12 protein-coding genes are annotated in these 13,972 nt (G+C 43.4%); 7 read left to right on the top strand and 5 right to left on the bottom strand.

What is annotated here, in order from left to right:
• The first annotated feature begins 256 nt into the window (after positions 1-256).
• From CLV38_RS02340 to CLV38_RS02330, 3 genes are all read left to right on the top strand, one after another.
• Entirely contained in the window at positions 257-1,825 is a 1,569-nt protein-coding gene (locus tag CLV38_RS02340) for a Ppx/GppA family phosphatase (protein ID WP_106191011.1), read from the top strand.
• A gap of 2 nt (positions 1,826-1,827) precedes the next feature.
• Positions 1,828-3,969, top strand: coding sequence for an RNA degradosome polyphosphate kinase (locus CLV38_RS02335; protein WP_106191009.1), 2,142 nt, complete (start codon positions 1,828-1,830; stop codon positions 3,967-3,969).
• An 86-nt stretch (positions 3,970-4,055) separates the two neighbouring features.
• On the top strand, positions 4,056-5,027 hold the full coding sequence (locus CLV38_RS02330) for a LacI family DNA-binding transcriptional regulator (protein WP_106191006.1): 972 nt from the start codon (positions 4,056-4,058) through the stop codon (positions 5,025-5,027).
• A 128-nt stretch (positions 5,028-5,155) separates the two neighbouring features.
• On the opposite strand, the gene CLV38_RS02325 is transcribed toward CLV38_RS02330, so the two are convergent.
• From CLV38_RS02325 to CLV38_RS02310, 4 genes are read right to left on the bottom strand one after another with little or no spacing between them, the layout of a single operon-like run.
• Positions 5,156-6,076 carry a metal ABC transporter permease gene (locus tag CLV38_RS02325; RefSeq protein WP_106191004.1) on the bottom strand — a complete coding sequence of 307 codons (921 nt, stop codon included), beginning with the start codon at positions 6,074-6,076 and terminating at the stop codon, positions 5,156-5,158.
• A gap of 5 nt (positions 6,077-6,081) precedes the next feature.
• Complete coding sequence (locus tag CLV38_RS02320) at positions 6,082-6,999, bottom strand: metal ABC transporter permease (protein ID WP_106191001.1); 918 nt, start codon at positions 6,997-6,999, stop codon at positions 6,082-6,084.
• A 2-nt stretch (positions 7,000-7,001) separates the two neighbouring features.
• Complete coding sequence (locus tag CLV38_RS02315; protein WP_106190999.1) at positions 7,002-7,757, bottom strand: metal ABC transporter ATP-binding protein; 756 nt, start codon at positions 7,755-7,757, stop codon at positions 7,002-7,004.
• Positions 7,758-7,797: 40 nt separating this feature from the next.
• Entirely contained in the window at positions 7,798-8,736 is a 939-nt protein-coding gene (locus CLV38_RS02310; RefSeq protein ID WP_211295395.1) for a metal ABC transporter solute-binding protein, Zn/Mn family, read from the bottom strand.
• Between the two features lie 161 nt (positions 8,737-8,897).
• On the opposite strand from CLV38_RS02310, the gene CLV38_RS02305 reads away from it, so the two are divergent.
• From CLV38_RS02305 to CLV38_RS02290, 4 genes are all read left to right on the top strand, one after another.
• Positions 8,898-9,551 carry a metal-dependent transcriptional regulator gene (locus CLV38_RS02305; protein WP_106190994.1) on the top strand — a complete coding sequence of 218 codons (654 nt, stop codon included), beginning with the start codon at positions 8,898-8,900 and terminating at the stop codon, positions 9,549-9,551.
• Positions 9,552-9,632: 81 nt separating this feature from the next.
• Entirely contained in the window at positions 9,633-10,226 is a 594-nt protein-coding gene (locus CLV38_RS02300; RefSeq protein WP_106190991.1) for a TVP38/TMEM64 family protein, read from the top strand.
• Positions 10,227-10,332: 106 nt separating this feature from the next.
• A complete protein-coding gene (pulA, locus tag CLV38_RS02295; RefSeq protein ID WP_106190989.1) occupies positions 10,333-12,318 on the top strand; it encodes a type I pullulanase in 1,986 nt (661 codons plus the stop codon).
• A gap of 111 nt (positions 12,319-12,429) precedes the next feature.
• Positions 12,430-13,335, top strand: a complete 906-nt coding sequence (locus CLV38_RS02290; protein WP_106190986.1) for a LysR family transcriptional regulator — start codon at positions 12,430-12,432, stop codon at positions 13,333-13,335.
• 76 nt (positions 13,336-13,411) lie between these two features.
• Here CLV38_RS02290 and CLV38_RS02285 read toward each other — a convergent pair whose 3' ends face one another.
• The gene (locus CLV38_RS02285; RefSeq protein ID WP_170068785.1) at positions 13,412-13,930 is read right to left on the bottom strand and encodes a cupin domain-containing protein; all 519 of its coding nucleotides are present in this window, start codon (positions 13,928-13,930) and stop codon (positions 13,412-13,414) included.
• Between the last annotated feature and the right edge of the window lie 42 nt (positions 13,931-13,972).

Raw genomic sequence — 13,972 nt, 5'->3', positions numbered from 1 at the left:
TATTATACCGATAAAGGAAACAATGTACATTTCGGTTTCCTTACAATTTATTACAAAATATTAGTAAAAGGACGCTTATCCACTAAAAATACTTACTTTTTTGTAATGGAGAGTGGTTTTGGTACCGTTTACCTCTTTATTGTAATATAATTGTAATGAAGGTCTGTTTTTAGACATTATACCCGCGGTTTTAGTATGATAGATATGCAAGCTAAGTCTACTTTAGTCGAAAAATAGCAATTAGGAGCGTGTCCTTATGTCAAATGAACGTTTTGGATTGATCGATGTGGGTTCAAACACCATTCGTCTGGTTATTTTTGAAATGGATGATTATCAGGGTGTCACTGAGCTTCAGAATATAAAAACACCCGCACGTCTGGTTCAATACCTTGATGAGAATAAAAAAATGTCTGAAGAAGGAATCGCTGTTCTCCTATCTGTATTGAAAAGTTTCACCGATATTGCTGAAGAGTATAAAATTGGAGGGTCTAAAGCCATCGCGACTGCCGCTATTCGCCAGTCTTCCAACCGTGATCACATCATCCAGCGGGTCAAGGAAGAAATCGGATTGGAGCTGGAGCTCTTAGCAGAGGAAAAAGAAGCCTATTATGGTAACTATGCAGTGCGCTATACGATGGATCTCTCTGATGGCATCAGTATAGATATTGGTGGAGGAAGTACCGAGTTAACATTATATAAGAATAAAGAAGTAAAAGAAGTGCACAGTTTCCCATTCGGAACAGTCTCGCTTCAGCACCAGTTCTTTGATGGAAAAAAACACAATGATAAAAAAGCAATTGATAAAGCGACCGAATGGGTCAAAAAAGAATTCAAACAACTGGACTGGGTAAAAAATGCCGCTGTTCCTTTGATCGGTATCGGAGGCTCTGCACGCAACTATGCTGAAATCAATCAGCGTCAGATTGATTACCCGATAGCCGGTATCCACCATTATGAAATGAAACCGGATGAGTTGACAGATACCTTTGACTTACTGATCAAAACGTCAATGAAAGATCTAAGCGACCTTGACGGCCTGAGTGAAGACCGAAGAGATATTATTATTCCTGCCGGTATCGTTTTTACTCAATTAATGAAGGTCATGGATGCTCCTAGCTTCGCCATCAGTAACCGCGGATTGCGGGAGGGTATTATTTTAGAGCGCCTCAATAAAGAGTATAAAGAGCCCTATGATCTGTTCGGCGTGAAAAGACAGACGGTTCAGCGCCTGTTCAAACAATACAATATAAGGCCTATCTCAGCTCATCAGCGCATCATACTGGCTGATCAGCTTCTGTCACTGCTAAAGAAAAAAGAGATTCTGTCTGTAAAAGAGGAACACCTCTACCTGCTGCACTATGGAGCGACGCTGTATTACCTGGGCAGTTATATAGAAGATGATTCAAAATCTCAACATACGTTTTACATTATTTCCAATACCAACCTTCTCGGGTTCAGTCATAAAGACCGAGTCAGTCTGGCTCTTCTGGCCAGCTACAAAAACCGCTCACTATACAAGCAGTACATTAAAACAGTTGACAGCTGGTTTGATGACGATGAAAAAGATACGCTTCTCTACCTGGGTTGTATCATCAAGTTTGCTGAAGCCTTAAGTGATTCGCATGTCAATTTCGTCAAGGATATGGATATGGTCGAATCTGAGGACGGCGAATCATATGAGCTGCATATCACCTATAAAGGAGATGCTATTGCAGAAGAGTATCGCGCAAATAAACATAAAAACCATCTGGAACGCGTGCTGGATAAACCACTTTCTATCGTGTTTCACAGTGAACTGACCAGTACAGCCAATACGGAGGGGTAATGATGGTAAAAGATACTATTAACAGTGAAGATCCAAACTATTTTCAGAACCGGGAATTGTCCTGGCTGGATTTTAATGCCCGCGTTATTGAAGAAGCAAATGATCCTGTAAATCCACTCCTTGAGCAGCTCAGGTTCCTGGCCATCGGCAGTTCAAATCTGGATGAATTTTACAAGATCCGAGTAGCCGGACTGCAGGATCAGCTCAAAATGGGTGTAGTCGAACCGGACACCAAAAAACAGTGGTCTGCTAAAAAGCAGCTTCAGGAAATCACGAAAAAAAACAAAGACATTGTCCTGCGTCAATATGCATTACTGCAGCAGAAGGAAGATCAGCTGAGTGAAAAAGGTGTATTCTTCAAATCTGTTAAAGACCTGAATGAGACCGATAAAAACCGGGCAAGAGATCTTTTTGAAAAAGAGATTATGCCTGCGATCACACCTTATGGGATTGATGCTTACCGACCTTTCCCTCATCTGGGCGACGGGGTCCTGCATCTGTTTGTCAAACTGGAAAAATCAGGAAACCCATTTGTTGCAATCGTACCCGTCCCCGAACGACTGGCACGAGTTCATTCAATCTACAATAATGATCACATCTACCTGCTGATGATCGAGGACCTGCTTTTTACCTTCTTATCTGATCTGTTTAACGGATACCATGTAACGTATTCATTTACTTTCAGGATTACCCGAAACGCAGACCTGGAGATTCAAGAGGAAGGCGCTGACGATCTTCTATCCGCAATTGAAGATTATCTGGAGAAACGCAAGAACGGTATGGCGGTCAGACTCGAGATCGATAAGCGTGAAACAGCTGTCGATGTCCAATCTGATATTGAATTCATAAAAAAGGCTCTTTCAATAAAGCAGCGGGACATCTATATTATCGATGGACCGATCGATTTGACTTTTCTAACTGAAGTGATTCCACTGCTGGAAAAAAAGGGGGTTAAAGAGGTATATGAATCCTTCGAACCGTTTTATCCCGAAGCGTATAGAAACAGTTCCCTCTATGAACTGGCCAGGCGTAAGGATCTCTTTTTTCACCATCCATTTGATTCTTTTGAACCCATCATCAGTTTTGTGAGAGAGGCAGCTGAAGATCCGCGTACAGCGTCCATCAAACAGACCCTGTACAGAGTCAGTATAGATTCTCCCCTGATCGAAGCACTAAAAAAAGCCGCTAAAAAAGGGATTCAAGTCACCGTCCTCGTTGAATTAAAAGCCCGATTCGACGAAGCTAATAACGTCCACTGGGCCAAGGAACTGGAAGAATCCGGCGCTCATATACTGTATGGGGTAAAAGAGCTCAAGACACACAGCAAAGCAACGCTTATCGTTAAAAAAGAAGCAGACGGTTTTCGCCGTTATGTCCATCTCGGTACGGGCAATTACAACGAGCAAACTGCCCGACTCTATACAGACATGGGACTGATCACGTCCAACAATGAAATGACGCAGGATGTATTCGATTTTTTCAATTATTTAAGCGGCTATTCAAACCAGCCGGAGTATCATTACCTGCATGTTTCCCCCTTCGATATCAGAGATGCTTTCATTGAGAATATTGAAAAAGAGATTCAGCTTCATATCCTTTATGGGAATGGTCATGTGATTGCTAAAATGAACTCGCTGACGGACAAAAAAATGCTACTGAAATTATATGAAGCAAGTCAGTTCGGGGTGAAAATAGAACTGATTGTCAGAGGAATCTGCTGCCTTATTCCCGGCATCCCTGGTGTCAGTGATAACATTACTGTCAGAAGTATTATCGGCCGCTTTTTGGAACATAGCCGTGTATACTACTTCCATCATAATGGCGAGGAAAATTTGTACCTGTCCTCAGCTGATATGATGACTCGGAATATGATTAAACGTGTAGAAATCGCTTTTCCAGTGCTTGATCAGTCGCTGAAAGCCCATATTTTATCCATTCTGAAACTGTATCTTTACGACAATACGAAAGCCTGGGTACTGCAGAGTAATGGAGAGTATGTGAAATCTTCAAACTCTGAAGATAAACTGATTCATGCTCAAAAAGAATTGCTGGCCATCAGGGCATCACTCCCTTCTCCTCTTCCTGAGAAAAAAAGTAAACGTTCCTGGTCTGACAGGCTCAGGTCCCTATTTTTTACCTCATGAGAACCAGGTTTTCCTGGTTCTTTTTTTCTGTCAGGTCCCTTATTTGATTATCTGATATAATAGGATATGTAAAGGAGAGTGCTTGAATGCCTACGATTTTAGACATTGCCGAATATGCTGGCGTTTCCTCTGCTACAGTCTCTCGGGTAATCAACTCCAGCGGGTACGTCGGTGAAGAGACCCGAAAGCTAGTGGAAGAAGCCATTGAAAAACTAAATTACAGCCCAAATAAAAATGCTCAGCATCTCAGAAAAGGGTCGACTAAAAATTTCGGGATTATCAGTACGCAATTTAACGATACAGCGGTCGCCCGTATTAATTCGTTTATTACGACTGCTTATTCCTTCGGCTATACGACCACTTTATTTGTAACGAATGGAGATAAAAAACGCGAAGTCGAAGCATTCGATCTCCTTAAGTCAAAACAGATCGACGGCATTTTTTTAATCTATCGGGCAAATGACTGGTCTGTACTCGAAAAATATGCAGCTTTTGGTCCGGTCGTCACATTGCACAACGTCGATTCCGAACAGATTCCATCTGTCTTTATCGATCACTATGAAGGGCACAAGCTTGCTCTTGAATACCTCTGGGAAACAGGGTGCCGTCATATCTATAATCTTTACGGAACAGCAACTGGCTTAAATACAAAGAGACGCATCCAGGCTTATCATGATTTCTGTGACGCGAAAGGCATTCCCCCTCACCCTTCCGATCCCTTTATTCACACTATTTCAGCGGGGAAAGTGGATGCCTTTGTCAGCTGGTTTTTAAAGCAGCAGACTAGACCTGATGCAGTAGTGACCCATTCAGATTCCATCGCAGCACTCGTCGTGTCCCGATTGAGACGGAAAGGTATCGCTATTCCAGAAGAAGTATCAGTCATCGGATTTGACAATATCGACGTCAGTGATGTGATGGACATGAGTACGATCGATTACGGCATCGAAGAACAAGGAAGAAACGCCTGCAGATTGCTCCTTCAGAAACTGGCCAAACCAACTGATGCACTTGGCCCTCTTTCTTTTAAACTGATTCAGCGCAAAACAACCAGATAATACAGATAGAGTCGATACTATAGACGCCCGCTCTCCATTGCAGCAAGAAGCTGATGAAAGGGGACAGTCTGATCGTATCGACTCTATTTTTTGGTCCTGTCTATTTTTATATACAGTCTTGTTTCTCTTTACCTTCCAGCTTGCTCAATAGTCTTAAGCCGCTGGTCCATCTTCTTCTGTTCTTTTCGCCTGTTTAGAAAGGCTTTTATCAGTCCTTTTTTAGGTGAAAAAACGAAGACAGTCAGTGTTGTCACGCCTGTTACCACAGCTATCATCCCGGCAATAGTCGTATCGAGCATAAAGGCAAGCTGGACACCTATGACACTGTTGACCAAAGCCATCAGCACGGTCAATGCAATCATCACGTGCAGTTTATTGGTCATCAGGTAAGCAGCAAGCGGTGGTCCAACCATGAAGCCGACCACCAGAATCGACCCGACTGAATCATATGCCCCAACCGCAGTAAGCGACACGATCGTCATCAATCCATAGTGAACCAGGACTGGTGAGAATCCAAGCGCAGCTGCAAACCCGGCATCGAATGTTGTTATTTTCAGTTCTTTATAAAAGAGAAATATAAACAGACAGTTGATGAACAGAATAATGAGCATTGTCCAAAGCGCACGCGGTCCCAAATCCATTCCAAGAAACATTAGTCGTCTGAATGGGGAAAAGGCCAACTCTCCCATCAGTACAGCATCTACATCCAGGTGAACATTGCCTGCATACCTCGTAATGAGAATAATGGCGATGCTGAAGAAGAGAGGAAATATGATGCCGATCGCCGCATCATTTGATAGTAGTTTCGTCTGCTGAAGGGCTTCAATTGCCCAAACGGTTGCGACTCCGACCAAGGTCGCTCCGATCATGAGAAGGGGAGAATTCAAATCTTGTGTGATAAAAAATGCCAGTACGATACCCAGCAGAACAGTATGGGTAATCGCATCGGAAACCATTGTTGTCCCTCTTAAAACAAGAAAAACACCTGGAAGAGCGCAGGCAACAGCTACAACAACAGCCACTAACGTTATTTCAAAAATCATACTCATCCTGCTCACTCCTCCAGACTTTGAATTTGGTTCATAAAGACTTTTTGTCGTTTCTTATTTGCATAGTGTCCAGCAATAATCCCTCTTTTAGGTGAGAAAAACAAGCTGATGAAAACAAATGAGCTGACAACCACTACAATAGCGGGGCCTGTTGGTATACGCTCCCCCAGCGAACTGATGAATGTTCCAGTTACCCCAGATACAAACCCGATAATCGCCGCCAGTAAAACGACCACACTTAAACGGTTGGTCCATTGTCTGGCTGCCACAGCTGGGCCAATAAGCAAGGCACTTATCAGAATAACGCCGACTGATTCCAGTCCCAAAATGATTGTCACAACGATCATCGTCGACATCAGAGACTCGATGATTTTACCGGAGAACCCGAGTGTCTGAGCAAACATGGGATCGAAAGTGAACACTTTGAACTCTTTCCAGAATAAAGCGACCAGTGCCAGCAGTCCCAGCCCAACTACCCCAATTAGCTGAACATCACTGAGGAGCATCGCGCTTGCCTGTCCAAAAATAAAATTACTCAATCCTGCCTGCTGTGCATTGGGATTATTCTGTATCGAGGTCAGTATGACAAGTCCCAGCCCAAAGAAGCTCGACAATATAAGCGATAAGGCGCTGTCCAGTTTGACCACTGTTTTTTTGCTCATCGTCTGTATAATCACTGTTGCAATCAAGCCGGACACTAAAGCGCCCAGCAGTAAAACAGACAGTTCTTTTCGCTGGATCAGAATAAATCCGATCCCGATACCGGGTAATGCCGCATGACTCAGCGCATCTCCGAGCAAGCTTTCTTTCCTCAAAGTGGCATAGGTCCCGACGACGCCACTCAGTAATCCTAGAAATCCCGTTCCCAGAGCAACGATCTGAAAGGTATAATCATTTAAAAGCAAACTGATCTGATTTAGCATGATTAACCTTCTCCTTCTCCCAGGTTTCTGTCCTGATGGTAAGTCTTGTCAATATTGTCTTTCGTGAAAGCTCCTTGTATCGATCCCTGAGCAATCACTTCCTGATTGATAAAGACAACATGGTCAAAGTACTCTTCAACCGTTTGAAGGTCATGGTGTACGACGATCACTGTCTTTCCTTCTTCGACCAGTTTTTTCAGTAATTTCATAATGATGTGTTCTGTTTTCATATCCACTCCGGACAAGGGTTCATCCATGATGTAGATATCGGCTTCCTGAGCCAGTGCACGCGCCAGAAAGACACGCTGTCGCTGACCACCAGACAATTGACTGATCTGTCTGGACGCGAATGTTGGCAGTCCCACTTTCAGCAGCATTTGCTTCGCCACATTTTTATCTTTTTTTCCAGGACGCTTCAGCCAACCCAAATGTCCATAACGACCCATTAATACGACATCCAGTACAGTAGCCGGGAAATCCCAATCCACGGTCGTATTCTGAGGCACGTAGGCAATTTTATTTTTCATTTTTTTGTAGGGGACCTGTTCGTCTTCCATTGTAGAAAACGCGATCGATCCTGTAATGGGCTGAATAAAGTTCAGCATCGATTTGATCAGTGTCGACTTTCCAGCCCCATTTGGTCCAATAATTGCTGTCAATTGCGCTTTATTGAATCCACAAGAGATATTCCACAAGACAGGTTTGGCATCGTAAGCCACTGTCAGATGGTCAATCACTATAGCTTTATTATTTTCCACGTCAGACCTTCTTTCTAAATTAGCAGTGCAAGACTGAAAATCAGTTCGCCAGACCGTCCACTATTGTATCGATATTGGATCGATACATTTTAAGGTAGGTGTCCGCATCTTCTTCGGCACTTCCAAGCGCATCTGAATATAATTCTCCTGCATTTTCAACGTCATGTCCTCTACTTCGTGCAGCCTCGATGAGCGCTTCAATATTTCTTGGTGACACAGAACTTTCCACGAAGACTGCATTGATTTCGTTATCCACCAGGAAATCAGCTAGATTACTGATATCGCCAGTTCCGGCTTCAGTCTGAGTATTTAATCCCTGAAGTCCGATCACCTCGAAATCAAATTCTTCTCCGAAATACTGGAATGCGTCATGTGCTGTCACCAGATAGCGGGACTGCTCAGGCACTTCTTCAATTCTTTCTTCTATATAGGTTCTCAGTTCGTCCAGTTCACTTAAATAGGTGTCCGCATTGTCCTGATAATACCCTTCATTGTCCGGATCCATTTCACTCAACACGTCCGCTACATGTGACGTCACAGCTTCCCAGTGTGAGACACTGAACCAGATATGAGGATCGTACTCCAGATCTTCTTCGCCTTCTTCAGGATCGAGCAATTCCGTTTCATTCAGAGCGTCTGCCATAATCACAGACGGCACGCCGCGCTGATCCATCTGTTCGAAAACCTCAACGAACCGTTCCTCCAACATTAATCCATTATAAGCTATCAGATCAGCTTCTGTCATGGTATTCACATCTGAAGTAGACGGCTGGTAATCATGAGGATCAACTCCTGGTCCCATCAATCCTGAAACAGTTACGTTCTCTCCCCCAACGATCTCCATAAGATCAGCAATCATAGACGTTGTCGCCACCACATTAAGCGGATTGTCCTCAGATACGTCATCAGCCTGTTCATTCCCGCATGCTGCCATCAACGATAAACTTAATACACCCACTAGTCCTCTTACCCATTTCATACAACGATCCATCCTTTTTAAATTAGTGTTTTGATATTTTTTAGTCTATCCTAAAAATTCTTTTTAGTCAACCATATACCTTATTTTAAATCACCTTTGATTAGAAACCATAAACTGTGGTACAATTTTAGAGTAAATGAATAATATAAAGGGGTAACCTAATGACACCCAACAAAGAAGATTTTTTAAAAGCAATTTACGAATTAGGCGGTCAGAATCAAGTTGTCACCAACAAAGATTTAGTCCGTACATTATCCATTTCTGCCGCCTCGGTCACAGAAATGAATACGCGATTACTGAAAGAGGAACTGATCACGCACTTACCGTATCAGGGTGTTATGCTGACTGAAAAAGGCCTGCGTATTGCCAACCAGCTTATCCGCAAGCACCGTATCTGGGAAGTTTTTCTATCAGAAAAATTAGGGTATGAATGGAACGAGGTTCATTCTGATGCAGACTTGCTTGAGCATGCCTCATCAGACCTGCTGATTGAACGCCTGAACATATTCCTTGGCGAACCGACTTTTGATCCGCATGGTGGCGTCATTCCCAATAAGGATGGATCAACTCCGGAAATCCACTCAACGCCATTGACTGACTGTTCACAAGGCGCTCATTTTAAAATCAAAGAGGTCGATGATCAGGAAGAGTTCCTGGAGTATCTCCTTTATAAGAAAGTACACCTGGGAAAAGAATATACGCTGGTCGATATCGAGCCTTACGATGGTCCGCTGACTCTCAAGGCCACAACTGGAGAAGAGACGATCATCGGCCACAAAGCAGCCTTTAAGATTTTAGTTGAATTAACTGAATAAATCCTAAAAAGCGTTCTTATGAGCGTTTTTTTTATTTGGCTGATAAAATAGAGCTAACTGAAACAGAAAGAAGGAAACAGTATGCAAGTGCTGCACAGAAAATGGGAGTGGCTAGATATTTTAAGTCTGATCGGACTCTGCTTATCCATTCTATTACTCTATTTTGCTTGGCAGGGAGGCATTTTTGAGTCGCGAGATGATTTTGTGGATTATGTCCATGGTTTCGGCAGCTTTTCTGTGGTTGTTTTTATCCTGCTTCAGATTCTGCAGCTCTTTTTACCCCTTCTCCCTTCTGCCATCACTGTTACTGCAGGGGTCGTCCTTTACGGCCCAGTGATCGGTGTTTTGTATAACTACATCGGAATCAGCATTGGTTCCATTCTGGCTTTTCTCATTGTTAGACGCTACGGGGAATCAGCTCTGGAAAAACTGGTCAGTGAGAAGAAAATCAGAAAATTCGAAAATAAACTGACCCACGGAAAGCATTTCGAGCGATTTTTTACTATTGTGATTTTCACGCCTTTCGCCCCGGACAATGTGGTCTGTTACCTGGCCGGCTTATCAGATATGTCCATAAAAAAAGTGTCTCTGATTATTATCTTGGGCAAACCCTTATCCATTGCACTATACAGTCTGGGGTGGACAACCCTGTTGGAACTGCTCGGAATACTGTAAGTAAGATAATCATACTAAACCGGTCGTGGGTGAGTCATTATCTTTTCCTCGATTTCGAGACAGTTTACATGGTATAATTCAGTTAGAAACGGAAAGGAACGTTACAATGAACAGCACGCAACCACTTGAAAAAAGAATCCCGTATTTAGAAGATAACAGATATGAAAAGAATGATTTAGGGTTGACCTATAAAAAAGGGACCGCCACGTTTAAAGTCTGGTCTCCTCTGGCCAAAAAAGTATGGGTCAATCTGTATACATCTTCAGAAGCAGAAAGCCCTGCTGAGAAGATCGAGATGACTTTGGATGATACAGTATGGGTCCTTACTCTTGATAAGGAGCTAGACGGCTTTTTCTATACCTACAGCTTTTTGCACACTGAGGCGGAAGTTGAATCCGCAGATCTTTACAGTAAAGCAGTCGGTTTGAACGGAGACCGGTCAGCCATTATCGATTTGTCAAAAACAGATCCAGAAAACTGGGATCAGGATTCAGTAGAGCAAGTGTCCCGTATAACTGATGCCATAATCTGGGAAATCCATATAGAGGATTTTTCAAGTGATCAGTCAGCTTCCTTCTCATCTGAGAATCGGGGGAAATACCTGGCCTTCACCGAGGAAAATGTCACAGTAGACAGTCAGGAAGAACAGCCTGCCGGCGTCGCCTATCTGTCCTCACTTGGCATCAACTATATCCACATACTACCCGCTTTTGATTTTGCGAACGACGAAACCGTTCCTGCCTATAACTGGGGTTATGATCCTAAAAACTATATGGTCCCCGAAGGCAAGTATGCCTCTGACCCGGCTGATCCATACAGTCGGATCAGAGAGTTTAAAGAAATGGTCGCTGCCCTTCACCGTCAGAATCTGGGCGTGGTACTGGACGTTGTTTACAATCACACATTTGTGTATGATGATTCCTGGTTTCAGTTAACTGTACCCGATTACTATTATCGTCAGACACATGACGGGTTTCCTACCAACGGATCCGGATGTGGAAATGAAACAGCCAGCGAGCGCAAAATGATGCGTAAATACTTGATCGATTCCATCCTTTACTGGGTCGAAGAGTATCACATCGATGGCTTCCGTTTCGACTTGATGGGTCTTCACGATGTGGACACCATGAACCTGCTGAGAAAAACACTTAATGAACGCGGTCATGAACGGGTACTTCTTTACGGTGAGCCTTGGAATGCCGGAAGTGTCGCTATATACGAACCGAATAAACCTGCCGACAAATACCATATCGGTGAATTGGCGGATGGTATTGCGGTCTTTAATGACGAGTTCAGAGATGCCATCAAAGGGCCTGTATTCGACAAGCGAAAAGGGGGATTCCTGCAGGGAGCAACTGGGCACGATGACAGTGCCTATTCGACCACTGATCTGATCGCCAGCATTCTCGCTAATACTCAGTCAGATGTCGGACGCTTCCGTCTGCCTGACGAGAAACAGTGGGCCAGAAACCCCAGTCAGGTCATCACCTATGCGTCTGCTCATGACAACTTGACCTTATACGACAAACTTGTTGCTTCATCAGAAGGAAACAGTTCTTATGATAGAGACGTCGACCTTGTTCAACTTAATAAATTGAACGCCGCACTCCTCTTTACGTCACTCGGCGGTATTTTTATGCAGGCTGGTGAAGAATGGGGCCGGACGAAATACGGAGACGAAAACAGCTTTAAATCGTCTATTGATATCAATCTGCTTGACTGGGAACGGGCATATGAGAATAAAGATCTGGTTTCCTATTACAAAGGCATGATCGCTATCCGTAAAGCTTACGCACCGCTCAGAGATGACACAAACAAAACGGGGGACGCCGTCTGCTTCTCTCAGTTACATGACAATCTGATTGCCTACACCATCCCAAATACCACTGGTGAAGGAGACTGGTCTATGATGGCTGTTATCGTCAACACCAATGGGGCGTCAAGTCGTGTAGAGTTGAAAAGCAGTTACCCACTACCTAAAGAATGGACGATTATTGCCAACAGACACACTGCCGGTTTGACATCGCTGGGAACGATACTGGGCAACCGATTGATTATTAATCCAAAAGAAGTCCTTGTACTCGTCTCCTGATTTTCAACGCCTTTACTCTGATGATAAACTAGTCAACTAAAGATGTTTTAATGTGACACTTTACCAGCGCATTACCGGCATGAATCAATTCAGCTGACAGGAAGGACTCTTATGGATATTAAGCAGTTAGTATACTTTGTCGCTATCGTGGAACATGACTTCAATATGTCGCAGGCCTCTAAACATCTCCATTTATCTCAGCCTGCACTCAGTCAGACGATAGCTAATCTGGAAAAAAATGAAAATATACAGGTGTTTGAGCGTTCACATGGGCGTCTTCAGAATTTGACCGCGACTGGTGAAGTTCTGCTTGCTCATGCAAAAGAACTGATTGAAAAGTATGATGTTATGATGGAAGATCTTCAGGAAGAATCGGCCCAGCTCAAAGGAAATATACGGATCGGTATTCCACCGGTCGTTATCTCGGTCGTCTTTCCTGAAATCCTGCCGAAACTGCTCGCTGAAAATCCTAAAATTGGATTTGAAGTAAAAGAAGCCGGCGCTATGGAACTGAAAAAAGACTTGCTGCTGCAGGAGCTTCCCATTGCCGTTTTGTTAAAACCAACTGGGCTCGACAGCAGTACCACTGAAGAAGTCATACTGACTAAAGATACTTTGTCCGCCTTTATGAGTGTGACTAACCCGCTCGCTGAAAAAGACCAGTTAAGCTGGTCGGATCTGCATAATCAACCTATGGCTATTTTCGATTCCACTTATATGATTCATCACCAGCTGCTGAAAAAGTTTGCCGGTGAACAGATCAAGCCACAACTATCCCTTCAGTCAGCATCGTGGGATCTGCTTCTGAACTCGACGAGACATTCAAACCTGATTACAGTGATGCCGACCCCTGTGGCCAAATACTATTCCATGGAAGAAGTCGTCCGCAGAGATTTTGATCATCCCATTTACTGGGAAGTCATTTTGTGCAGAAGGAAACAGAAGCGGTATTCCCGTGTAGAAGACTATGTATTCAATTATATGCGGGATTACTACGAACTAAAAAACGAAGAATGAAGAGAGAGATTTACTCTTTTCATTCTTCGTTTTTTAGGTTCTTTGTCAAATAGACTTGGTTTTTCATTATATTTAGTTAGTGTGTTGATAAAATCCAGTGCTTCTGAACCGGCCCATCATACTTATAAACCGGATCAGTCTCAGGAACGATAACGTCATAAGCTCTCTGTTGTACTTCCTCGTAATCGGCTGCCTCTCCGCGCTGCAAATCAGGACTTTTTCCATTTGGATAAGCACCTACAACTTTGAAGTCATCTGTAGCAGTCAGTCGCTTATGCGCTACACCTGCAGGAAGCAAAACTGCATCACCTTCAGTAAATGTAATCTCCTGTCCTTTCGGCCCGCCAATCTGAACCGTCGCACTGCCTTTAATACAGGCTAGAACTTCATGAGTATTAGAATGAAAGTGGTGAAAATCATGAATCCCGTTTATCCACCCATTTGAATAGCCTTTTTCTTCAAAAAAAGCGATAACTTCTCTACCCGTCTCCTCATTGTTTTCAATAAGATTGATCAGGCCTTCCGGATAATACAAGACCGGCAAGGGATGATTGGGAAATGGAGGATTTTCTTTTATCTGATAAATTTCAGCCATATAATCACCTGCCTTATTGTAATATGTCGTTAGCATATCATT

It is taken from the genome of Alkalibacterium olivapovliticus, assembly GCF_003003275.1.
Lineage (GTDB): Bacteria > Bacillota > Bacilli > Lactobacillales > Carnobacteriaceae_A > Alkalibacterium > Alkalibacterium olivapovliticum.
Note: the sequence above shows the minus strand (reverse complement) of the source record. Positions and strands in the feature narration are given on the sequence as shown.

Bases quoted from the DNA above. Each gene is read 5' to 3' on its own strand.
- CLV38_RS02325 (WP_106191004.1), bottom strand. From the start codon at position 6,076: ATGAGTATGATTTTTGAAATAACGTTAGTGGCTGTTGTTGTAGCTGTT.
- CLV38_RS02310 (WP_211295395.1), bottom strand. From the start codon at position 8,736: ATGAAATGGGTAAGAGGACTAGTGGGTGTATTAAGTTTATCGTTGATG.
- CLV38_RS02285 (WP_170068785.1), bottom strand. From the start codon at position 13,930: ATGGCTGAAATTTATCAGATAAAAGAAAATCCTCCATTTCCCAATCAT.
- CLV38_RS02290 (WP_106190986.1), top strand. From the start codon at position 12,430: ATGGATATTAAGCAGTTAGTATACTTTGTCGCTATCGTGGAACATGAC.
- CLV38_RS02320 (WP_106191001.1), bottom strand. From the start codon at position 6,999: ATGCTAAATCAGATCAGTTTGCTTTTAAATGATTATACCTTTCAGATC.
- pulA (WP_106190989.1), top strand. From the start codon at position 10,333: ATGAACAGCACGCAACCACTTGAAAAAAGAATCCCGTATTTAGAAGAT.
- CLV38_RS02330 (WP_106191006.1), top strand. From the start codon at position 4,056: ATGCCTACGATTTTAGACATTGCCGAATATGCTGGCGTTTCCTCTGCT.
- CLV38_RS02340 (WP_106191011.1), top strand. From the start codon at position 257: ATGTCAAATGAACGTTTTGGATTGATCGATGTGGGTTCAAACACCATT.
- CLV38_RS02300 (WP_106190991.1), top strand. From the start codon at position 9,633: ATGCAAGTGCTGCACAGAAAATGGGAGTGGCTAGATATTTTAAGTCTG.
- CLV38_RS02305 (WP_106190994.1), top strand. From the start codon at position 8,898: ATGACACCCAACAAAGAAGATTTTTTAAAAGCAATTTACGAATTAGGC.
- CLV38_RS02335 (WP_106191009.1), top strand. From the start codon at position 1,828: ATGGTAAAAGATACTATTAACAGTGAAGATCCAAACTATTTTCAGAAC.